Source organism: Streptomyces sp. NPDC053750, assembly GCF_044544295.1.
In the GTDB taxonomy this organism is placed as follows: Bacteria; Actinomycetota; Actinomycetes; order Streptomycetales; family Streptomycetaceae; genus Streptomyces.
On the sequence record NZ_JBITXB010000001.1, the window covers coordinates 697,749 to 719,903 of the forward strand.

General features: G+C 71.2%; 20 protein-coding genes. 14 read left to right on the plus strand and 6 right to left on the minus strand.

All coding sequences use genetic code 11. The annotated features are described in order from the left end of the window. Positions 1–37: 37 nt before the first annotated feature. Positions 38–1,651, minus strand: a complete 1,614-nt coding sequence (locus ACIGO6_RS02975; protein WP_399870405.1) for a DUF6801 domain-containing protein — start codon at positions 1,649–1,651, stop codon at positions 38–40. A gap of 99 nt (positions 1,652–1,750) precedes the next feature. Continuing rightward, the gene (locus tag ACIGO6_RS02980) at positions 1,751–2,383 is read right to left on the minus strand and encodes a hypothetical protein (RefSeq protein WP_399870408.1); all 633 of its coding nucleotides are present in this window, start codon (positions 2,381–2,383) and stop codon (positions 1,751–1,753) included. Between the two features lie 656 nt (positions 2,384–3,039). On the opposite strand from ACIGO6_RS02980, the gene ACIGO6_RS02985 reads away from it, so the two are divergent. From ACIGO6_RS02985 to ACIGO6_RS03050, 14 genes are all read left to right on the plus strand, one after another. Continuing rightward, on the plus strand, positions 3,040–4,044 hold the full coding sequence (locus ACIGO6_RS02985; protein WP_399870411.1) for an ABC transporter ATP-binding protein: 1,005 nt from the start codon (positions 3,040–3,042) through the stop codon (positions 4,042–4,044). Next, positions 4,041–4,805, plus strand: coding sequence for an MlaE family ABC transporter permease (locus ACIGO6_RS02990; RefSeq protein WP_399870414.1), 765 nt, complete (start codon positions 4,041–4,043; stop codon positions 4,803–4,805). Before ACIGO6_RS02985 ends, ACIGO6_RS02990 begins: the two co-directional genes overlap by 4 nt. 6 nt (positions 4,806–4,811) lie before the next feature. Continuing rightward, positions 4,812–5,618: an MlaE family ABC transporter permease gene (locus ACIGO6_RS02995; protein ID WP_399870417.1), complete on the plus strand. Its 807-nt coding sequence runs from the start codon at positions 4,812–4,814 to the stop codon at positions 5,616–5,618. 1 nt (position 5,619) lies between these two features. Next, positions 5,620–6,876: an MCE family protein gene (locus ACIGO6_RS03000; RefSeq protein ID WP_399870420.1), complete on the plus strand. Its 1,257-nt coding sequence runs from the start codon at positions 5,620–5,622 to the stop codon at positions 6,874–6,876. Continuing rightward, positions 6,873–7,937 (plus strand): MCE family protein, encoded by a 1,065-nt coding sequence (locus tag ACIGO6_RS03005; protein ID WP_399870423.1) that lies wholly within the window; start codon positions 6,873–6,875, stop codon positions 7,935–7,937. The genes ACIGO6_RS03000 and ACIGO6_RS03005 overlap by 4 nt, the downstream gene beginning before the upstream one ends. Then, the gene (locus ACIGO6_RS03010) at positions 7,934–8,995 is read left to right on the plus strand and encodes an MCE family protein (protein WP_399870426.1); all 1,062 of its coding nucleotides are present in this window, start codon (positions 7,934–7,936) and stop codon (positions 8,993–8,995) included. The genes ACIGO6_RS03005 and ACIGO6_RS03010 overlap by 4 nt, the downstream gene beginning before the upstream one ends. Beyond that, positions 8,995–10,017 (plus strand): MCE family protein, encoded by a 1,023-nt coding sequence (locus ACIGO6_RS03015; protein WP_399870429.1) that lies wholly within the window; start codon positions 8,995–8,997, stop codon positions 10,015–10,017. Before ACIGO6_RS03010 ends, ACIGO6_RS03015 begins: the two co-directional genes overlap by 1 nt. Continuing rightward, positions 10,014–11,186 (plus strand): MCE family protein, encoded by a 1,173-nt coding sequence (locus tag ACIGO6_RS03020; protein ID WP_399870432.1) that lies wholly within the window; start codon positions 10,014–10,016, stop codon positions 11,184–11,186. The genes ACIGO6_RS03015 and ACIGO6_RS03020 overlap by 4 nt, the downstream gene beginning before the upstream one ends. Further along, the gene (locus tag ACIGO6_RS03025; protein ID WP_399870434.1) at positions 11,183–12,466 is read left to right on the plus strand and encodes an MCE family protein; all 1,284 of its coding nucleotides are present in this window, start codon (positions 11,183–11,185) and stop codon (positions 12,464–12,466) included. Before ACIGO6_RS03020 ends, ACIGO6_RS03025 begins: the two co-directional genes overlap by 4 nt. Further along, entirely contained in the window at positions 12,463–12,978 is a 516-nt protein-coding gene (locus tag ACIGO6_RS03030) for a hypothetical protein (RefSeq protein ID WP_399870437.1), read from the plus strand. Before ACIGO6_RS03025 ends, ACIGO6_RS03030 begins: the two co-directional genes overlap by 4 nt. Next, positions 12,975–13,616: a hypothetical protein gene (locus tag ACIGO6_RS03035; protein ID WP_399870440.1), complete on the plus strand. Its 642-nt coding sequence runs from the start codon at positions 12,975–12,977 to the stop codon at positions 13,614–13,616. The genes ACIGO6_RS03030 and ACIGO6_RS03035 overlap by 4 nt, the downstream gene beginning before the upstream one ends. Positions 13,617–13,642: 26 nt before the next feature. Further along, a complete protein-coding gene (locus ACIGO6_RS03040) occupies positions 13,643–14,191 on the plus strand; it encodes a hypothetical protein (RefSeq protein WP_399870442.1) in 549 nt (182 codons plus the stop codon). Between the two features lie 48 nt (positions 14,192–14,239). Then, a complete protein-coding gene (locus tag ACIGO6_RS03045) occupies positions 14,240–15,001 on the plus strand; it encodes a hypothetical protein (RefSeq protein ID WP_399870445.1) in 762 nt (253 codons plus the stop codon). A gap of 63 nt (positions 15,002–15,064) precedes the next feature. After that, positions 15,065–16,339 carry a lytic transglycosylase domain-containing protein gene (locus tag ACIGO6_RS03050; RefSeq protein ID WP_399870448.1) on the plus strand — a complete coding sequence of 425 codons (1,275 nt, stop codon included), beginning with the start codon at positions 15,065–15,067 and terminating at the stop codon, positions 16,337–16,339. An 18-nt stretch (positions 16,340–16,357) separates the two neighbouring features. Here ACIGO6_RS03050 and ACIGO6_RS03055 read toward each other — a convergent pair whose 3' ends face one another. The 4 genes from ACIGO6_RS03055 to mmsA form a co-directional block, all read right to left on the minus strand. Then, positions 16,358–18,007, minus strand: coding sequence for a pyridoxal phosphate-dependent aminotransferase (locus ACIGO6_RS03055; protein WP_399870451.1), 1,650 nt, complete (start codon positions 18,005–18,007; stop codon positions 16,358–16,360). 110 nt (positions 18,008–18,117) lie between these two features. Beyond that, complete coding sequence (locus ACIGO6_RS03060; protein ID WP_399870453.1) at positions 18,118–19,266, minus strand: aldose epimerase family protein; 1,149 nt, start codon at positions 19,264–19,266, stop codon at positions 18,118–18,120. A gap of 68 nt (positions 19,267–19,334) precedes the next feature. Next, entirely contained in the window at positions 19,335–20,579 is a 1,245-nt protein-coding gene (gene mmsB, locus ACIGO6_RS03065; protein WP_399870456.1) for a multiple monosaccharide ABC transporter permease, read from the minus strand. Beyond that, entirely contained in the window at positions 20,576–22,126 is a 1,551-nt protein-coding gene (gene mmsA / locus ACIGO6_RS03070) for a multiple monosaccharide ABC transporter ATP-binding protein (RefSeq protein ID WP_399870459.1), read from the minus strand. The genes mmsB and mmsA overlap by 4 nt, the downstream gene beginning before the upstream one ends. Positions 22,127–22,155: the final 29 nt, after the last annotated feature.

Below are 22,155 nucleotides of genomic sequence, written 5' to 3' on the forward strand. Positions count from 1 at the left end.
GGAGGTGTCGGGGGGGAGGGGGAGGAGGCGGGGCGGCTCAGCGCTCGGCGACCGGGATCTGGTAGGGCTGGAGGTCCTGCGTGCACTCGCCCCTGGTGGTCGGGGTCTCGTACACGGGGTTGGCGATCGAGCACGTCTGGCCCTGGACCTGCTTGATGTGGTTGCCGGGACCGGACACCGAGGCGGTGAGCAGACGGTCGAGGTCCTCACCGTCGGTGCCGCAGCCGGTGAAGGCCGGGACGGTGGCCTCGCCGGACAACGCTCCGCCGCTGAGGAGCAGGTAACCGGTGGCGTTCTGGCCGAGGACCTGCTCGCCCCGTCCGTACAGCACCAGGTGGTCACCGGGAAAGGCCGCGGGATCCGGGTCGACGGAGGTGAGGGGCTTCTCCGTCCGGCACGAGGGACCGACGTCCAGGGGGGTCCCGTTGACCTCGAGCGCGGTCACGTGCAGCACCAACGGGGCCCGGACATAGGTGTCCGTGGTGGTCAGGAAGTCCGAGAGGCGCATCTTCATGCGCGAGTCGATCCTGATCGGGCCCGTCTGCTTCAGCACCATGGTGGCCTTCACCGGGGCGAAGTCGAAGGACAGGAAGGTGCTCCGGAACGGCGGTGTCTCCTTGCGCCCCTGGTAGTGGAAGTTGGCGAACGACAAGGTGTCGAAGACGAGCGCCTCCGGGTCCTCAGGCCCCGCCTCGGGGAGCCCCTGCTCGACGAGCACGCAGGACGGCGGCAGGTACGAGGCGCCCTTCATCTTGTTCACGTTGGTGTAGCCGGTGATGTAGGCGTTGAGCGACACGTTCGTGGGCGGGTGCTGTTCGTCGTAGCGGCAGGGCGGTACGTCGCGGTCCGCGGCGGTGCCGGGCGTGTTCTCCAGCACCTTCGGCGACCGGTCTTTCTGCCGCTCCTCCGGTGGGGTCCCCTGACCGTCGCCCTGCCCGCTCCCCGGCGAGCCCGATGCCCCGGCGGACCCGGAGGAGGACGGCGAACCGCTCGGTCCCTGCCCGCCCGCGCCGACCGGTACGGTGGCCAGCCGCCCCTGGTCCGGGGCGCCCTCGGCGAGGGCGCAGTCGACGGTCAGCGAGCCGGGGCCGGTCGCGGCGGTCTCGTCGGTGGTGGCCGGGTCCGCCGCGTCGAGCGCCAGGTCGATCGCGAGGTCGCCCGCGGAGAACGTCAGGTCGCCGTCGCTCCGGCCGGCCACCGAGGGGACGTCGCCGGTCGAGACCAGCGTCAGCGGGCCCGACTCGGGCAGTGCGACGGGCTCGGCGCTTCCCCGCCAGGTCGCCGAGGCCGTGGCCGCGTTCTGGGCGACGTCGACGGTGAGCCGGGTCGCGGGCCGCACCTCGGCCGCGCCGCGCGCGGTGAGGTCCGCGACCGCCTCCGCCGGGAGTTCCACGGTGGTGGTGACACCGGAGGGCGAGAACGCCTCGCCGGCGTCGGCCCGTTCCGGGAAGTCGGCCGCGATCCGCACCGTCGCGGGCAGCCGGCCCGAGGGGAGGGTGCAGACGTAGGGGAGTTCCGCCTCGATCTCCTGGGTGCCCGAGGCGGAGGCCGTGGTCGGGATCAGGGCGGCGAGCACGACGAACGCGGCGATCGACGTGGTCCGGGCGCGGACCCGGGGTGGCCGCGGGGCGGCGGCTCGTTGGGCTTTCATCTGACTCCGCTCGAATGGCTCGGACAGCTCGGACGGCTCGGACGGCCCGCGAACGCCCGGCCGGGGTGCCGACCGGGCGGACGTGCGTGACGTCGCGGCTTACGGGTTGGAGCCGACGATGGTCGGGATGACGCCGGTGCCCTTCTGCTTGACGGCGTAGTTGCCCTTGAAGGTGGGCTTGGTGTTCACCGTGACCACCGCGCCGCAGTTGACGGGGTTGCTGACGGCCAGTTCACCGGCGACGCTGTTGACCGCCAGGATGCCGGTGGAGTTGGTGTAGGTGCCCGAGGCCTGGCCCGTCACCGTGAACGAGCAGGCGCCGGCGGTCACGTGGGCCTTGACGTTGCCGACGTAGCCGGTGGTGACGCCGGTCGAGGCGTTGTAGTCCTTGGCGACGACGTCCCAGGGGACGACCGACGTGGTGGTGACGTTGCCCAGGACGCTGGTGCACGGCGAGCCGGACGTACCGAAGTTCATGGTGGTGATGTCGGCGACATCCCCCGGGTTGCCGGTGGTGCTCGCCATCGTCCCGGCGGCGTTCGAGACCGTACAGGTCATGGGGATGGTGGCGGTCAGCACGATGTTGCCGACGTTCGTCGCCGTGAACTCGGCCGGCGAGGGGTTGACGGTCCACACCGTGGAGGGCGCCGCCGAGGCGGTGCCGACGGTGAGGCCCAGCGCGGCCGCGGCCGCACACGCCACGACAGCCGACCTTCTGATGTTCTTCTTCATGGCTCGGGACTCTCCTTGGAGGGTTGACCGGCAGATCGCCATGACGTTACTGGCGGTAAACTTAGCTGAACAATGCGATGGTCCATGATTCTTTTAAAAGTGGAACAAGCTGTTTCCGGAGTGAGTGGTCCGCGGCTCGTCTTAGTCATGTGGTGCCAAAGCCGGGTGCGCGGACGGTGATGATCGCGCGCGTCCGCCCGCCGTCCGTATCGGGGCCGGGATGCTCACCGGCCGACAAAACCAGGCGGGCTTTTTGTGTCTTCCCTGACAGGTTCCGGATAGCTCGGGTCGGCATCCCGGAAAACTCGGAACCCAGTGTTGCCCACCGAGGTTACTCGGCCGTAACGTGCCGGTGTGGTGCTCGGCTCCAGGTCGGTGGCCCCCGTCGGCCGGAGCCATGACGGATGCTTTCCTGCCCACCCCCCCATCGGGCTCGGGCGTCCGTCGGCAGGGTCTCGCGGACCCAAACCCCCCCCCGGACCGCGAGACCCTGCCCTGTCTCCCTGGAGACAAGTGCGGGGCCGACGTGTTGTCAGTGCGGTGACAAGTTCCGGTTGGGTGCCGGGTATCCGGTGTCGCACCCGTTGTCAGTGCGCTCCGCGCCGACTTAACGTGCGCCCGCAGCGCATATCCGAATGGCGTCCGCTGGAGGTGATATGGGAATCGAGGTAGTGGTCGAGGGTCTGACCAAGTCCTTCGGTAAGCAGAGCATCTGGCGGGACGTGACACTCACTCTTCCCGCCGGAGAGGTGAGCGTGATGCTGGGACCGTCCGGCACCGGGAAGACCGTTTTCCTGAAGTCGCTCATAGGGTTGCTCAAACCCGAGAAGGGCCGTGTCCTCATCGACGGAGTGGACATGGTGAACAGCCCCGAAAGGGATATCTACGAGACCCGGAAATTGTTCGGCCTCATGTTCCAGGACGGAGCCCTCTTCGGTTCCATGTCCCTTTTCGACAACATCGCCTTCCCGCTGCGCGAGCACACCCGCAAGAAGGAGTCCGAGATCCGCCGCATCGTCATGGAGCGGATCGAGGTCGTCGGACTGCTGGGCGCGGAGGGCAAGCTGCCGGGAGAGATCAGCGGAGGCATGCGCAAGCGGGCCGGCCTGGCCCGCGCGCTCGTCCTCGACCCGCAGATCATCCTGTGCGACGAACCGGACTCCGGACTCGACCCGGTCCGCACCGCCTATCTCTCCCAGCTGCTGATCGACCTGAACGCGCAGATCGACGCGACGATGCTGATCGTCACCCACAACCTCGACATCGCCGCCACCGTGCCCGACAACATGGGGATGCTCTTCCGGCGCGAGCTCGTCACCTTCGGCCCGCGCGAGGTGCTGCTCACCAGCGACGAGCCGGTCGTGTCCCAGTTCCTCGGCGGCCGGCGCGAGGGTCCCATCGGGATGTCCGAGGAGAAGGACGCCGCCACCCTCGCCGCCGAGGCGGGTGCCGCCTCCCCCACGCGGCCCCGGGTGATCGTCCCGCAGCTGGAGCCGTCGCCCGGCCTCCCGCCCCGACAGGCCGTCGCCCGACGGCGTGAGCGTGTCATGGGCATGATCGACAGCCTGCCGTCCGCCGCGCGCTCCGCCATCCGGGAGACCTACGCGAAGGACGCCGGGGCGGCCACCCTGCCGATGCCCACGGCCGGGAGCGGCGTGTGATCACCGGCGCGCTGCGGCAGACCGGCCGGCTCTTCGCGCTCGCCCTCGAGGTCGGCCGCGCCGTCTTCCGAAGACCCTTCCAGTTCCGCGAGTTCGTGGAGCAGTTCTGGTTCGTCGCGAGCGTGACCATCCTGCCCGCCGCCCTCGTCTCGATCCCCTTCGGCGCCGTCATCGCCCTCCAGGTCGGCTCCCTGACCCAGCAGCTGGGCGCCCAGTCGTTCACCGGAGGCGCCAGCGTCCTCGCCGTCGTCCAGCAGGCGAGCCCGCTCATCGTCGCCCTGCTGATCGCCGGCGCCGGCGGCTCGGCCATCTGCGCCGACCTCGGCTCCCGCAAGATCCGCGAGGAACTCGACGCGATGGAGGTCATGGGCGTCTCGCCCGTGCAGCGACTGATCGTGCCCCGGGTCCTGGCCACCATGGCCGTGGCCGTCCTGCTCAACGGCCTGGTCTCCGTCGTCGGCATCCTCGGCGGCTACTTCTTCAACGTCGTCATGCAGGGCGGCACCCCCGGCGCCTACCTCTCCAGCTTCTCCGCCCTCGCCCAGCTGTCCGACCTGTACGTCAGCGAACTCAAGGCGCTGGTCTTCGGGTTCATCGCGGGCATCGTCGCCGCCTACCGGGGCCTCAACCCGCGCGGCGGCCCCAAGGGCGTCGGCGACGCCGTCAACCAGTCCGTCGTCATCACGTTCCTCCTGCTCTTCTTCGTCAACATGGTGATGACGGCCGTCTACCTCCAGATCGTCCCGCCGAAGGGAGGCTGAGGTCCGATGGCCTCCCCGCTCGTCTGGCTCGACCGCTCCGGCGACCAACTGCTTTTTTACGCCCGGGCCCTGCTGTGGATCCCGCGGACCCTGCGCCGCTACCTCAAGGAGGTGCAGCGTCTGCTGGCCGAGGTGGCCTTCGGCTCCGGCGGCCTCGGTGTCATCGGCGGCACCATCGGCGTGATGATCGCGATGACGCTCTTCACCGGGACCGTCGTCGGCCTCCAGGGCTATGCGGCCCTCGACCAGATCGGCACGGCCGCGTTCACCGGGTTCGTCTCCGCCTACTTCAACACCCGCGAGATCGCCCCCCTCGTCGCCGGACTCGCCCTCTCCGCGACCGTCGGGGCCGGCTTCACCGCCCAGCTCGGCGCCATGCGCATCAACGAGGAAGTGGACGCGCTGGAGGGCATGGGCATCCGCTCCATGCCCTACCTGGTCACCACCCGCATCATCGCCGGCGTCGTCGCCATCATCCCGCTCTACGCGATCGGGCTGCTCTCCTCCTACCTCGCCTCCCGCTATGTGACCGTCCTGTTCAACGGCCAGTCCCGGGGGACGTACGACCACTACTTCAACCTCTTCCTCTCCCCGACGGACGTCCTGCTCTCCGTACTGAAGGTGCTGATCTTCAGCGTGATGGTGATCGTCGCCCACTGCTACTACGGCTACCGCGCCTCGGGCGGCCCCGCCGGTGTCGGCGTCGCTGTCGGCCGGTCCGTGCGCAACGCCATCGTGCTGATCAGCGTCACCGACTTCTTCCTCTCGCTGGCCCTGTGGGGCGCGACCACGACCGTGAAGGTGGCGGGGTGAGATGAGCCGACCGAGCATGCACACGCTGCGCCACCGGCTCGCCGGAGTGGTGTTCGTGCTGGTGCCCGCCCTGCTGATCTGGCTGGCCGTCGCCGTCTACGACAAGAAGTTCACCGAGTCCGACCCGGTGGTCGTCGAGACCGGCAGCGCCGGCAACCAGATGCACCCGGGCGCCGAGGTGAAGCTGCGCGGCGTCGTCGTCGGCGAGGTCCGCGCCATCGACGCCACCGGCGACGGCGCCCGGCTCACCCTCGCCATGAAGCCAGGCGCACTGGACGACGTACCGTCCGACGTCCGCGCGCAGATGCTGCCGACCACCCTGTTCGGCGAGCGGTTCGTGGCCCTCGTACCGCCCGAGAACCCCTCGGCCGAGCCGCTGGCCGCCGGAGCCGTCATCCCCCAGGACCGCTCCGCCAACGCCATCGAGCTCCAGCAGGTGCTCGACAACGTCCTGCCGATGCTGACCGCCGTCCAGCCGCAGAAGCTCTCCGCGACCCTGTCCGCCGTCTCGCAGGCCCTGGAGGGACGCGGAGACCGGCTCGGCGACACGCTGACCCTGCTGGACGAGCACCTGAAGGAGTTCAACCCCCACCTGCCCACCCTCAACCGTGACCTCAAGGAACTCGTGAAGGTCAGCCATGTCTACGCGGACGCCGCGCCCGACATCATCACGGCGCTCACCGACTTCACCACCACCAGCGGCACCCTCGCCGAGCAGGAGGCCGCCCTCGCCGGCACCCTCGGCGCCACGACCCGGACGGCCGAGGACATGACGGCCTTCCTGCGGAAGAACAAGGACAACATCATCCGGCTCGGCGCCACGAGCCGGCCCACCCTGGAACTGCTCGCCGAGTACTCCTCGTCCTTCCCCTGCACCCTGCGCACCCTCGCCGAGTTCGTGCCGGCCATGGACAGGGCGCTCGGCAAGGGCACCGACCGGCCCGGCATCCACGTCGACGTCACCACCGTCGCCTCGCGCGGCGCCTACCGCCCCGGCCGCGACACCCCGGCGTACGACTCCGGCGGCGGCCCCCGCTGCCCCTCCGTGCCCTACCTCGGCACCCTGCCCCGGCCCACCGCGCGGGCCGCCACCCCCGCGGCCGACCAGGACCTCGGGCCCGCCAACTCCCCGTCGGAGAACGACCTCGTCAACGAACTCCTCGCCCCGGCCGCCGGCGAGAGCCCCGGAGACCTGCCCGACTGGAGCAGCCTGCTCGTCGGCCCCGTCTACCGCGGTACGGAGGTGACCCTCGGATGACCAGGGCCGACGACGCGCACATCCGGCGCCGCCCGTTGACCGGGCCGCTGCTCAAGTCCCTCGTCTTCGTGGTGGTCACCGCCCTCGCCACGACCGTGCTCGGCCTGGGCGTCGCCGGCGGCGGCGGCAGCTCCGGCACCGGCACCAGCACCTACAAGGCCCTGTTCACCGATGTCACCGGCCTCATGGACGGCGACAGCGTGCGGATCTCCGGGGTGAAGGTCGGCGAGGTGATCGACGTACGCGTCGTGCAGCGCCGCACCGCGCAGGTCACCTTCACCGTCCGCAAGGACCGCAGGCTGCCCCGGTCGACCACCGCCGCCGTGAAGTACCTCAACATGGTCGGCCAGCGCTATGTCTCCCTCGGCCGCGGCAGCGGCGACCTCACCGGCACCCTCGAGGAGGGCGGCACCGTCCCGCTGGACCGCACCACGCCCGCGCTCGACCTCACCCTGCTCTTCAACGGCTTCAAACCACTGTTCGAGGGACTCTCCCCGAACGACGTCAACGAACTCGCCGGATCCATCGTGCAGGTGCTCCAGGGCGAGGGCGCCACCGTCGACAGCCTGATCCGCCACATCGGCTCGCTCAGTACGACCGTCGCCGCCAAGGACGAGGTGATCGGCCAGGTCGTCGAGAACCTCACCACCGTCCTGGACACCCTCAACGACCGCGAGGCCGACTTCGACGACCTCGTCGTCACCCTGCAGCAACTCGTCACCGGCTTCAACGACGACCGCAAACCCCTCGGCGAGGCCGTCGAGGCCATGGGCGACCTGACCACCGTCACCGCCGGCCTCCTCGAGGACGGGCGCGCACCCCTCAAGACGGGCATCCGCGAACTGGGCCGGCTCTCGACGAACCTCGGCGAGCACACCCCGCAGATCGAGGACTTCCTCGCACGGACCCCCGCCAAGATGACCGCCCTGGCCCGCCTGTCCTCCTACGGATCGTGGTTCAACCTCTACCTCTGCGAGGCGCGCGTGAGCGGAGTGACCACCTCCGACGGCTCCAAGCCGCCCACCGGCATCGCGATCACCGAATCGAGGTGCCGCGGATGAGACGCCCTGGCATCAAGACGAGACGCCCCCGCATCAAACCGGTCAAGGAACGCAACCCCGTCACCGTCGGCGTGGTCGGGCTGCTCGTCCTGGCCCTGATCGGCGCCCTCGCCTACCACGTGGACCGGCTCCCGTTCGGCGGCGGCACCGCCTACAGCGCCGACTTCTCCGAGGCGGCGGGCCTGGACGAGGGCGACGAGGTGCGCATCGCGGGCGTCAAGGTCGGCCAGGTCACCGGCGTCGCCCTCGACGGTGCCAAGGTGAAGGTCACCTTCGAGGTCGAGGACGCCTGGCTCGGCGACCGGACCACCGCCGCCATCGCCATCAAGACCGTCCTCGGCGACAAGTACGTGGCGCTCGACCCGCTCGGCTCCGGCCCGCAGGACCCCGGCAACCGCATCCCGCTGACCCGCACCACCTCACCGTACGACGTGACCCAGGCGTTCCAGGACCTCAGCGGCACCGTCGACGACATCGACACCGGGCAGCTCGCGGAGAGCTTCGAGACCATCTCGGCCACCTTCAAGGACTCCCCGCCCCACGTACGCAAGGCCGCCACCGGCCTGTCCGACCTGTCCCGCTCCCTGTCCAAGCGCGACACGGAACTCTCCAAGCTCCTCAAGGGCAGCGCCGACTTCACCAAGACCCTGGAGAACAAGAAGTCCAGCTTCGAGACCCTCATCGAGGACGGCGGCTCCCTGCTCGGCGAACTGAGGGACCGCCGCGCCGCCATCGGCGCCCTGCTCGAGGGCAGCCGGGACCTCGGCACCGAACTCGGCGGCCTCGTCGAGGACAACGAGAAACAGCTCGGCCCCACCCTCAAGGCACTCGGCCGCGTCACCACCGTCCTGGAGAAGAACAACACCCAGCTCGGCAAGACCCTCGCGCTCGTCGGCCCGTACTACCGCCTGGTCGGAAACACCCTGGGCAACGGCCGCTGGTTCGACAGCTATCTGTGCGGCGTCGTGCCCCGCGACTACCTGCCCGAGACCTCCCAGCCCGAGACCGGATGCATGCCGCCGCAACAGCAGGCGGCCGCCCAGGGGAGCGGTGAGTGATGAACCGACGCAGAAAGATCCTCACCGGCGTGCTCGCCCTCGTGGTGCTCGCCGCCGGCGGCCTGGTCACCGCCCGGGCCCTCGCCTCCGACGGCACCCGCATCACCGCCTGGTTCGACCGCGCCATCGGCGTCTACGCCGGATCCGACCTGCGCATCCTCGGGGTGCGGGTCGGCGAGGTGGAGTCGGTGGAGCCGCAGGGCACCACGGTCCGCGTCGGCCTGCGCCTGGACGAGGGGGTGAAGGTCCCCAAGGACGCGCGGGCCGTCGTCGTCGCGCCGAGCGTCGTCGCCGACCGCTACGTCCAGCTCACCCCCGCCTACAGCGAGGGCCCCGCGCTCGCCGAGGGCGCCGTCCTGCCCGCCTCGCGCAACCACCTCCCCGTCGAGATCGACCAGATCTACGACTCGATCACCGAACTCGGCGAGGCCCTCGGCCCGGACGGTGCCAACTCCGAGGGCGCCCTGTCCGAACTGCTGCGGACCGGCGCCGCCAACCTCGACGGCAACGGCGAGGTCATCGGCGACAGCGTCGAGGAGTTCGGCAAGGCGGCCAAGACCCTCGACGGCAGCAGCGGCGACCTGTTCAAGACGCTCGGCAGCCTCCAGACCTTCACCACCATGCTCAAGGAGAAGGACACCGACGTGCGCACCGCCCAGGAACGCCTGGACGAGGTCGTCACCTTCTTCGCCGACAACAAGGACGACCTCACGGGCGCGCTGGAGGAACTCGGCACGGCCCTCGGCCAGGTCAAGACCTTCATCGAGAACAACCGGGGCGAGCTCAAGAAGAACGTCGACCGGCTCGTCCCCCTCACCCGGACCCTGGTCGAGCAACGGGCCTCGCTGGCCGAGGCACTGGATGTGGCACCCCTGGCCGCGGGCAACGTCGTGAACGCCTACAACCCCGACACCCGCACCCTCGACGGCCGCGCCAACCTCAACGAGATCAGCATGGGCGGACCGCTGCTCCCGCTGCCCGTGGCCGGTGCGACCGACGGGCAGAAGGGGGACGGCCGATGAAGCGCGGCATGCTCGCCGCGGGCCGGGCCGCCGGCCTCACCGTGGGCGGACTGATCGCCCTCGGCCTCGGCTTCGCCCTCGCCCTCGGCGGGGTCACCGCCCTGCCGCGGGGCTTCGACGGCATCGAGGACCTGCCGCTGCCCGGCGGCGCCGACCTCGGCGACCACCCCTACACCGTCACCGCCGAACTCCACGACGTACTCAGCCTGGTCCCGCACGCCGCCGTGAAGGTCAACGACGTCGACGTCGGCCGGATCACCGGCATCGAACTCGGCCGCGACGACTGGTCGGCCCGCGTCACCATGGAGATCAACGGCGACGTGCGGCTGCCCGCCGACGCCACCGCACGGCTCGAACAGTCCAGCCTGCTGGGCGAGAAGTACGTCCAGCTCGTCGCACCCGCCCGGGAGAGCGGAGCCGGCCCACTGGCCGACGGGAGTGTCATCCCGCTGGCCCGCACCAGCCGCAACACCGAGGTCGAGGAGGTGTTCGGCGCGCTGTCCCTGCTCCTCAACGGCGGCGGCGTGGGCCAGCTCAAGACCATCACCCGGGAACTCAACGCGGCGCTCGGCGGCCGCGAACCCGAGGTCCGCTCCATGCTGAAGCGGGTCAACACCCTGGTGACCGACCTCGACGGCCACCGGGAGGACATCACCGACGCCCTCGACGCCGTCAACCGGCTCTCCTCGACCCTCGCCACCCGCAAGGACGACGTCGGCACCGTCCTCACCGACCTCTCGCCCGGACTGAAGACGCTGGAGAAGCAGCGCGGCTCCCTGCTGACCATGCTGCGCTCCCTCGACACGCTCTCCGGCGTCGCCGTCTCCACCATCAACGCGAGCAAGGACGACATGATCGCCGACCTCAAGGCCCTCGCGCCGACGCTGAAGGCGCTCGCCGACGCGGGCACGGACCTGCCCGACTCGCTCGAGGTGCTGCTGACGTACCCGTTCACCGACGAGGTCCTGCGCGGGGTGAAGGGCGACTACCTCAACACCTACCTGAGCATGGTCGCCGTGCCCGGGACCGAGGTGATCCCGCCGCTGGTGCCCGAGGGCACGGCTTCCCCGTCCGCCAAGAAGAAGCGGTCCTCGGGGAAACAGAGCCCGTCCTCGCCCCTGCCGCTGCCCTCCGTGTCCGCGTCCTCGTCCGGGGGTGACCGCGGGTGATCACCCTCGCCGTCCGGCTGAAGAACCTCGCCTTCCTCCTCATCGCCGCCCTCGCCCTGTCGTACCTCGGCATCCGCTACGCCGACCTCGGCCGGTACGTCGGCGCCGCCGACTACTACACCGTCGACGTGCGACTCCCGCGCACCGGAGGCCTGTTCACCCACTCCGACGTCACCTACCGGGGCGTCTCGGTGGGCCGCGTCGGGCCGATCGACCTCACCGCCGACGGCGTCGTCGCCGAACTCCGCATCAAGAAGTCCGCCCCCGGCATTCCCGCCGACACCAAGGCCGTGGTCGCCGGTCTCTCCGCCGTGGGCGAGCAGTACATCGACCTGCGGCCCGAGAGCGACGGCTCCCCCTACCTCGCCGACGGCGCCCGCATCGAACAGGCCGACACCGAGGTGCCCGCACCCGTCACCGACGTGCTCACCAGCGTCGACGACCTCGTGAGCTCCGTCCCGCTGGAGGACCTGCGCACGGTCGTCGACGAGTTCGGCAAGACCTTCGAAGGGCACGGCGACGACCTCCAGGTGCTGCTCGACAGCGGCAGCGACTTCGTCCGGGCGGCCGACCGCGCCCTGCCGTCCACCACCCTGCTCATCAACGACGGCGAGACCGTCCTGCGCACCCAGGCCCAGGAGGCGCAGGCCATCCGCGACTTCGCCTCCGGGGCGAAGGAACTGGCCGTCGCCCTCAAGGGCTCCGACGCCGACCTGCGCCGCCTCCTCGCGGTCACCCCCGAGGCCGCCACCCAGGTCAGCGGCCTGCTGCGGGACCTCGACCCGAGCCTCGGCGTCGTCCTCGCCAACCTCCTCACCACCTCCGAGGTCGCCGTCACCCGGCAACGCGGCATCGAGGAACTCCTCGTGAAGTACCCGGCGGCCGTCTCCGCCGGCGCCACCGCCGTCGACGGAGGGAAGCTGAACCTCGGCATGGCCGTCACCTTCTTCGCCCCCCTGCCCTGCACCGACGGATACGGCGCCACGCGCTACCGCAACGGCCTCGACCTCGGCACCGCGCCCGCCCTCAACACCGGCGCGGCCTGCACCGCCCCGGCCTCGGGCGGATCCAACGTACGCGGTTCGGCGAACGCCCCGAAGGGCGGCGCGGTGCCCGATCCCGCCCGGCCCGGCTCCCTGCCCCCGGGCAGCGGCGGGACACCGGCGAAGGGTGGCGGGGCCGCCGTACTCCCCGGCGCACTCGCCCTGCCCGGACAGAGCGGCGAGGCACCGGCGGACCTGGCCGACCTCCTCGCCCCCACCACGGGCGGCACCCGATGAGGCGGGCCCGGATCCTCACCGGGGCGGGGCTCGCACTGGCCCTCGGCTTCTGCGGTACCGGCGTGTGGACGTACGCACAGGCACGCACCGACGACTCGCTCGCGTACGGCAGGCAGCGGGACGAGGCGCTGGCCGACGGACGCAGGGGCATCTCCGTCCTCACCACGATGAAGGCCGCCACCCGGCAGCAGGCGGAGCAGAGCATCCGGGACTGGCAGGCCGTCTCCACCGGGCCGCTGCGGGGGGACCTCGGAGGGACCAGGGCCGAGGCGGGGGCGTCGGCGCGCGGCACGGTCACCGAGGCCGCCGTCACCGCGCTCGACACGCGGTCCGGCACGGCCAAGCTCATCGCCACCGTCCGCGTCGAGGTCACCCCCGCCGGGACGAAGAAACCGACCACCGACCGCAAGCGCCTGGAGGCGGTCCTGGCCCGCACGGGCGAGGGCGAGTGGAAGGTGAGGGCGCTGAGCGCCGTACCGGTCGAGGGGGAGAAGGAGGGCAACGCCCGATGACACCGACGTGGCTGCTCCGCAGGGACCGCCCATCGGAGCCCGCCCCGGGGGCCGACGCGCCCCCCGGGAACGGGTCCGAGCCCTCCGCGGACGCGTCCGGCGACGCCCCCGCCCGCCGGACGCCGCACGGACGTCTGCGGCGGGCCGCCCCGGCCGGCGCCGCCGTGGTCCTCGTCCTCGCCGGCTGCGGCCTCTTCCACGAGGCCCACCAGCTGAGGTCGGCCGCGCCCGCCCGGAACCACGCGCTCACCGACACCGAGGCCACCCACCGCGTCGCCGGCGACATCGGCAACGCCCTCGCCCGTGTCTTCTCCTACACCCCGGACGGCACCGCCGCCGCGGAGCGCTCCGCGCGCACCGTCCTCGACGGCCGCGCCGCCCGCCAGTACGAAACCCTCTTCGCCCAGGTCCGCGACGACCTCACCGAGCAGCGCGTCAGCCTGAGCACCCGGGCCGTCCGCACCGGAGTGATCGAACTCGACGGCGACCGGGCCCGCCTGCTGGTCTTCCTGGACCAGACCTCCCACAGGGCCGCGGGGAGGAGCAAGGCCGAGGCCGGCACCGCGGCGGCCCAACTCACGGTCACCGCACGGCTCGAGGACGACCGCTGGCGGATCGTCGACATCAAGGCCCGCTGACCATGCGCGGGAGACTGGAGCAGCCCATGAAACGCCCGGTCCGCCTCCTCACCGCAGGCCGCACCCGGCCGCTGCCGGCCCTGGCCCTCGCCCTCACCCTCGTCGCGGGCGGCTTCGCGGCCTGGGCCGGTCAGGACTGGTACCGCGCGGCCCACGACGAGCAGGCCGCGTACGCCGCACAGCGGGACGCCGCACTCGCCGCCGGGGAGCAGGCCGTGCAGAACCTGAACACCCTCGACCACCGCGACCTGAAGCAGGGCCTCGACCTCTGGGAGTCGTCGACGACCGGCGAACTGCACGAGCAACTGACCGCCGGACGCGCCGAGTTCACCGAACAGGTGAAGGAGGCGAAGACGGTCAGCACGGCCCGGGTGCTGTCGGGCGCCGTCACCGAACTCGACGACCGCGCCGGCCGCGCCCGCGTGATGGTCGCCCTGCGCGTCACCGTCGAGGCGGCCGACGGAGCCAAGAGCGACAAGGACAGCCGCATGCTCGGCGAACTCACCCGCACCGAGGGCCGGTGGAAGCTGAGCGCCCTGGGCCAGGCACCCGTGGGCGGCACATCGGACGGCTGACCGGTCCCGCACCGCAGAAGCCGACCGCAGCGAGGAGGACACCGCACCATGTCGACGACCCGTCACCACATCAACCGCCAGCGGCGCCGGCAGGCCCGCGAGACCCGGCCCGCCGCCGCTGCCTCCGCCGGGAGCCCGGAGACCACAGGGGGCCGCACCGGTACGGCCGTCCTGGCGCCCGCCGAGGCCGCGGAGGCCGCCGAGGCCGCCGAGCCGACCCCGGCCGAGGAAGCGAAGACCCCCCGGGCGGCCCGGCCGCGCCGCCCCGTGGGCCTGGTCGTGCTCTGCGCGCTCACGCTGCTCCTCGGCGGTTTCGCGGGCTGGGCCCACGCGAAGGCCGACGCGCTCCGGACCGAGCCCGCGCGGAGCAACACCGCACTCACCGACCTCGCCCGCACCAGCGAGATCAAGGGACAGGTGGCCAAGGCCGTCGACAGCCTCTTCTCCTACGACCACGCCGACCCCGGCGCCGCCGAGAAGGCCGCGAAGAACCTCCTGACGGGAAAGGCCGTCGACCAGCACCGAGCCCTGCTCGCCGACGTTCGCGAGCGGGCCGACGAACAGAAGGCGGTGATCACCACGACGGTCACCGAGAGCGCGGTCGAACGAATCGACGGCGACCGGGCCCGGGTCCTCGTCTACGCCGACCAGAGCAGCGTCGCCACCACCGGGAGCAAGACCGCGACGGACCAGACGAACAAGGGAGACGAGGCGGACGAGGGCGTGTACGCGGCCGCCATGCTCGCCGTCGACGTCGTGCACCGCGACGGACGCTGGCTCGTCTCCGGCATCGACACCTTCGGCCGCTGAGACCCCGCCTCCCGCCCCGCACACTCCCGCCCGTCCGCCTCCGACTCCGACAGGAGTGACACCATGCTCGTACGCCGTGCCCGACGCCTGTACGCCGGCCGGACCCGCAGGGGACTGCGCACGACCGCCCTCGCCGTGGCGGCCATGGCGGCCCTCACCGCGTCCCAGGCGCCCGGCCTCACCCGGGACGCCGAGGACGACCGCGCCGCACCGGCCGCCGACGACGCGAGCCCGGCGACCGCAGGGGGCCCGTACGCCGAGCTCGCTCCCCCGGGTGACGGCTCCTACCACACCGAACTCCCGCCCCTGAGGACCCCGGACGTCGCACCGGCCTCCCCGGCGCTCGGGCGGGACGTACGCGCCCAGTCGGGCATCCCGGCCACCGTGCTGCGCGCCTACCGAGCCGCCGAGGCCTCCGTCGGCAGGACGGACCCCGGCTGCCGACTGCCCTGGGAACTGCTCGCGGCGATCGGCAAGGTCGAGTCCGGCCAGGCGCGCGGCGGCGCGGTCGACCGCAACGGCACGACGCTGAGCCGCATCACCGGGCCGCCCCTCAACGGCCGGGGCTTCGCCCTGATCCGGGACACGGACGGCGGCGCCCACGACGGCGACAGGGTCTACGACCGGGCGGTGGGCCCGATGCAGTTCCTGCCGTCCACCTGGGCCCGCTGGGGCGCGGACGGCAACGGCGACGGCCGCGCCGACCCGAACAACATCTTCGACGCGGCGCTGGCGGCCGGGCACTACCTGTGCGCCGGCGACCGGGACCTGGGCCGGGCGGCGGACCTGGACCGGGCGATCCTCAGCTACAACCACTCCCACTCCTACCTGGAACTGGTCAGGCACTGGCTGGAGTTCTACCGCCGCGGGGTCCACACCGTCCCCGACGGCGAGGGCGTCGTCCCCAAGAGCCCCGGCGCGGGCGGCGACACCCCGGCGACCGAACCCGTCGACGGCGAGCGCGGTGACAAGGGAGGCGGGGGCAAGGGGAGCGGGGACGAGGGCGGCGGCATCGTCATCGGCCCGGACCCGACCACTACGCCGGGCCGTCCCGCGCCGTCGCCTTCCCGGCCGGTGCCGTCAGGGTCCCCGGACCCGACCTCGCCGTCTCCGGACCCCTCCTCCCCGACGGCCCCTCCGACGAGCCAGGAGCCGACGCAGCCGCCCGGCGAGACCCCCACCGGGACTCCGGCACCGTCGCCGGACCCGACCGACCCGAGCCCTTCGCCGACCACCCCGGACGACTGCACCTCGGCACCGGGAACCCCGACCGCCGACCCCACGGCCTCCCCGGGCACCTCACCCTGCCCGACTCCGTCGACCGCCTCGTCCGAATGAGGGAGGCCGACGGTCGGCTCAGCCCGTCCGGCCCATGCCCGCCGGGTCCGGCCAGTTCTGCGGCCCCGGCCAGCCCGTCGCCGGGACCGACTCCAGGCCGTTGGTGCCCCTGACCTGCGCGGCCGTGAGACCACCACGGGCCGGGACACCGGGCGGGGTGGGCCCGGCGGGCAGCGGGACCTGGGCCGCCGCGGGAGCGGGTGCCGGAACGGGGACGGGGACGGGGGCGGGGACGGGCATCGGCTGCTGAGGAGCCGGTGCCGGGTGGGGGGCCGGCACCGGCTGGGGAAACGGCACCGGCGGGGGAGCCGGCACCGGCATCGGGCCGACGGTGGCCGCCGCCGGGGCGACGGGTACCGCGGCGGGGAGCGGCATGCCGGTGCCGGCGGCGGGAGCGGTGCCGAGGCCCGGGGCCCCGGCACCGGCGGGCCGATCGGCGAGCGCGCGCAGACCGGCCCCGTTGGTCTCGCTCACCAGGCGGTCCACGGCCGCCGTGCCCGAGCTGTAGCCGGTCCCTGTGGCGGGCCCGGGCACGGCGGCTCCCCTCCTGGACCCGTAGAGCACCTGTTCCAGGCCGGACACCAGGCGACGCACGTCCACCTGGGGGCGCACCACGAGACGCAGGAAGCGACTGGACGAACCGATCTTGTTGCCGCATTCACGGACCAGGACCCGGTGCTCGGTGAGCATCCGGTCCCGGACGACGGTGCCCTCGGCGCCCACGGGGAGGCGTACGAAGAGGAAGTTGCCCTGGGAGGGGTACACGGTCAGACCGGGCAGCGCGGACAACCGGCCGGCCATCTCCAGGCGGTCGCGGCGGACCTGGTGCAGGCTCTGCGCGTACTCGGGGCCGTGGTCCCGCAGCATGAACACCACGTGCTCCGCGAAGGAGTTGAGGTTCCACTTGGGCAGCATGGCGCGCACCCGGCCCGCGAGCGCCGGGTTGGCCACCAGGTAGCCGAAGCGGATGCCGTGCAGGCCGAAGTTCTTGCCGAGGCTGCGCAGGACGACGACGTTGGGGCGCAGCATCGCCTCCTGGACCACGCTCGGTTCGACCTCCGCGTCGGCGAACTCCAGGAACGACTCGTCGATCACGACCAGGTCCCGGTCGGCCATCGCGTCCATGAACTGCACGAGGGCCTGCTTGTGCAGATAGCCGCCGTCGGGGTTGTTGGGGTTGCAGATCACCACCGCCCGCGTTCCTCTGGCCCGGACGAACTCGGCGTACTGCGCGAGGTCGAGGGCGAAGCCGCCGGCCTCCTGGAGCGGGAACATGTCGACCCGCTTGCCGGTCTCCATGGGCTGGTCGGTCCAGCGGCCGAAGGTGGGGACGGGGACGGCGAGGGACTCACGGACCAGCAGGTGGTCGATCCAGGTGATCAGCTCCGTGGAGCCGTTGCCCATCGCCACGCACTGCGGGGGAAGTTGGAGCAGGCTGCACAGCTCGGCCGTGATGGTGTCGGCGCCGCTCGGGTAGTACGTGATGATGTCGCGCAGCCGCCCGGCCATCTCGTCGAACATCGCCGGGGTGGGGAAGTACGGGTTGCAGGGGATGCAGAAGTCCACCGGACCGGCGCCCGCCTCGCCGCCGCTCTCCCGCGTCAGCGCCGCCATCGACGGGCTGTGCGCCGCGGTGCTGCGGAACAGCGAGGTGACGTTGCCGGACAAGTGAACCTCCGTCGGTGGGGGGCCCGCGCGGGGGAGCGCGGGCCGCCCTTACATACGGAGGCGGGAGGGGCACCGTTCAACAGGTGTGAAGAAAGTGTGCCCGCGTGCCGTCAGGCGTCGAAGGAGTGCACCGTCGACGTCCGGTACGTCTCGCCGGGCCGCAGTACCGTCGAGGGGAACGACGGCTGGTTCGGCGAGTCCGGGAAGTGCTGCGTCTCCAGGCACAGGGCGTCGCCCTGCCGGTAGAGGGAGCCGCCGGTGCCGGTCAGGGTGCCGTCGAGGAAGTTGCCCGAGTAGAACTGCAGGCCGGGCTGGTCGGTGGCGATGCGCAGGGTGCGGCCGGAGGCGCGGTCGCGCAGGGTGGCGATGTGCTCGGGGCGTTCGGTGATGCCCTTGTCCAGGACCCAGTTGTGGTCGAAGCCCTTGGCGGTCACCAGCTGCGGGTGGGCGTCGCGGATGTCCCGGCCGATGGGCTTGGCCCGGCGGAAGTCGAAGGGCGTGCCGGACACCTTCGCCAGCTCGCCGGTCGGGATCAGGCCCGCGTCGGTGGGGGTGAAGCGGGACGCGGCGATCGACAGCTCGTGGTCCTCGATGGTGCCGCTGCCCTCGCCGGCCAGGTTCCAGTAGACGTGGCTGGTGAGGTTGACGACGGTGGCCCTGTCGGTGGTGGCCTCGTAGTCGATGCGCCAGTCGCCGCTCCGGGTGAGGGTGTACGTCACCTTCGCCTTGAGGGTGCCGGGGTAGCCCATCTCGCCGTCGACGCTGGTGTAGTGCAGGACCAGGCCGACGTCGGAGCCCTCGGTGAACGGCTCGACGTCCCACACCCGGTAGTCGAAGCCCAGGGCGCCGCCGTGCAGGGAGTTCTCGCCGTCGTTGACGGAGAGCTGGTACTGCTTTCCGTCCAGGGTGAAGCGGCCCTTGGCGATGCGGTTGCCGTACCGCCCGATCAGGGCGCCGAAGTGCGGGCTGCGGGCCACGTAGTCGTCGAGGTTGTCGAAGCCCAGCGAGACGTTCTCGTAGCGGCCCCGGCGGTCGGGGATCTCCAGGGACTGGACGACTCCGCCGTAGGACAGGACCTTCATCCGCGTGCCGCCGTTCTCCAGCGACCAGCGGTACACCTTCGTGCCGTCGGCGAGCTTGCCGAAGAGCTCCTTCACCGGCTTCCTGCCTCCCGTGGCGTGTGCCGTGCCGCCGACCGTGGCCGCGGCGATGCCCGCGGCGGTGGCGGATGCGATGACCGTGCGTCTGCTCAGTTCCATTGCGGCTCCTGTTACTTCCGTGAAAGAAGCGGGCCCCGCCTGCCGCGGCAGACGGGGCCCGAAGTGACCTACGAACCGACCCTGCGCTTGTTCCACACGTCGAACCCGACCGCCGCCAGCAGCACGGCGCCCTTGATGACCTGCTGCCAGTCGGTGCCGATGCCGACGAGGTTCATGCCGTTGTTCAGCACGCCCAGGACGAGACCGCCGATGATCGCGCCGAGGACCGTGCCGACACCGCCGCTCATCGACGCGCCGCCGATGAACGAGGCGGCGATGGCCTCCAGCTCGAAGTTGAGGCCGGCCTTGGGCGAGGCCGCGTTGAAGCGGGCGGCGAAGACCAGACCCGCCAGGGCCGCGAGCATGCCCATGTTCAGGAAGACCAGGAAGGTGACCTTCTTGTCCTTCACACCCGACAGCTTGGCCGCGGGCAGGTTGCCGCCGATGGCGTAGATGTGGCGGCCGATGATCGCGTTGCGCATCAGGTAGCCGAAGCCGACGACCAGCACGCCCAGGATGAGCAGCACGATCGGGGCGCCCTTGTAGCTGGCGAGCAGCAGCGTGACGACGAGGACCGCGGAGACCAGGGCGACCAGCTTGAGCAGGAACAGCTTGGCCGGCAGCACCTCGAGCGCGAACTCCTGCTGCCGCTTGCGGTCCCGGACCTCCTGGTAGACCACGAAGGCGATCAGCGCGAAGCCCAGCAGCAGGGTGAGGTTGTGGTAGTTGGTCTCCGGGCCGACCTCGGGCAGGAAGCCGTTGGCGATCTTCTGCAGGTCCTTCGGGAACGGGCCGAGGGTCTGGCCCTCCAGGAAGATCTCGGTGAGACCGCGGAAGAGCAGCATGCCCGCGAGGGTCACGATGAACGAGGGTATGCCGAGATAGGCGATGAAGAACCCTTGCACCGCGCCCGCGACCGCGCCGATGGCCAGGCACAGCACCACCGCGAGCGGCCAGGCGAGATCCTGTTCCACCATCAGTACGGCGGCCATCGCGCCGATGAACGCGGTCAGTGAGCCGACCGAGAGGTCGATGTGGCCCGCGATGATGACGAGCATCATGCCGATCGCGAGGATCAGGATGTAGCTGTTCTGCAGCACCAGGTTGGAGACGTTGCGCGGCAGCAGCAGGTCGCCGTCGGACCAGACCGCGAACAGCGCCACGATCAGGCCGAGGGCGATCAGCATGCCGTACTGGCGCATGTTGCGGCGCATGCCGTCGAGCATCAGCTGCAGCAGGCCGTCGCCGGAGGCCGATCCGCCTCTGCCGGGAGGCGCGGGGGCCGGGGTCTTGGCGGTCACGTCCGTGCTCATCGGGTTACCTCTTTGTCCTTCGTCATCTGACGCATCAGCGCTTCCTGCGACGCCTCGGCCCGTGAGAACTCACCCGTCAGCCGCCCCGCGGCCATGGTGTAGATGCGGTCGCACATGCCGAGCAGCTCCGGCAGTTCGGAGGAGATGAAGACGACCGCCTTGCCCTGGGCGGCCAGCTGGTCGATGACCGTGTAGATCTCGTACTTGGCACCCACGTCGATGCCGCGGGTGGGCTCGTCCAGGATCAGCACCTCGGGACCCGCGAAGATCCACTTGCTGAGGACGACCTTCTGCTGGTTGCCGCCGGACAGCTTGCCCACCGGCTCGAAGACGGTCGGCGCCTTGATGTTCATGGACTTGCGGAAGTCCTCGGCGACCTGGCGCTCCCCGTGCTCGTCGACGACACCTCGTTTGGCGACCTTGCCCAGCGCGGTCAGCGAGATGTTCCGGTTGATGGTGTCGATGAGGTTGAGGCCGTAGTGCTTGCGGTCCTCGGTGACGTACGCGATGCCGTGGCCGACCGCCTCCGGGACGGTCCTGGTACGGATCTCGGTGCCGTCCCTGAGGACCGTGCCGCCCGCGTACCGGCCGTAGGTGCGGCCGAAGACGCTCATCGCCAGCTCGGTGCGGCCGGCACCCATGAGGCCCGCGATGCCGACGATCTCGCCGCGCCGGACCTGGACCGACACGTCGTCGACGACCTTGCGCTGCTGGTCGATGGGGTGGTGCACGGTCCAGTTGCGGATCTCCAGGGCGGGCGAGGCCCCTTCCTCCGGCTGGTGCGGGGTCCGCTCCGGGAAGCGGTTCTCCAGGTCGCGGCCGACCATCCCGCTGATGATCCGGTCCTCGGTCGTCTCCTCCGCCTTCACGTCGAGCGTCTCGATGGAGCGCCCGTCGCGGATGATCGTGACCGAGTCGGCGACCCGGCGGATCTCGTTCAGCTTGTGCGAGATGATGATCGATGTCATGCCCTGTTCCTTCAACTGAAGGATCAGATCGAGGAGTTTGCCGCTGTCCTCGTCGTTGAGCGCCGCCGTCGGCTCGTCCAGGATGAGCAGCTTCACCTTCTTCGAGAGCGCCTTGGCGATCTCCACCAGCTGCTGCTTGCCCACGCCGATGTCGGCGACGCGGGTCTCCGGGTGCTCGTCGAGCCCGACCCGGCGCAGCAGTTCGGTGGCGTGGCGAAGGGTGTCGTTCCAGTTGATCAGTCCGCGCTTGGCGTGCTCGTTGCCGAGGAAGATGTTCTCCGCGATGGACAGATACGGCACCAGCGCCAGCTCCTGGTGGATGATCACGATGCCGTGCTGTTCGCTCGCCCGGATGTCCTTGAACCGGCAGGTCTCGCCCTCGAAGAGGATGTCCCCCTCGTAGCTGCCGTGCGGATGGACGCCGGAGAGCACCTTCATCAGGGTCGACTTGCCGGCGCCGTTCTCCCCGCAGATGGCGTGGACCTCGCCCTGGCGGACGGTCAGCGTGACGTCCGACAGCGCTTTGACACCGGGAAAGGTCTTGACGATCGAGCGCATTTCCAGGACGGGTCCCGCCATGGTCGTGCCTTCCAATCCTTGTGGGGGCC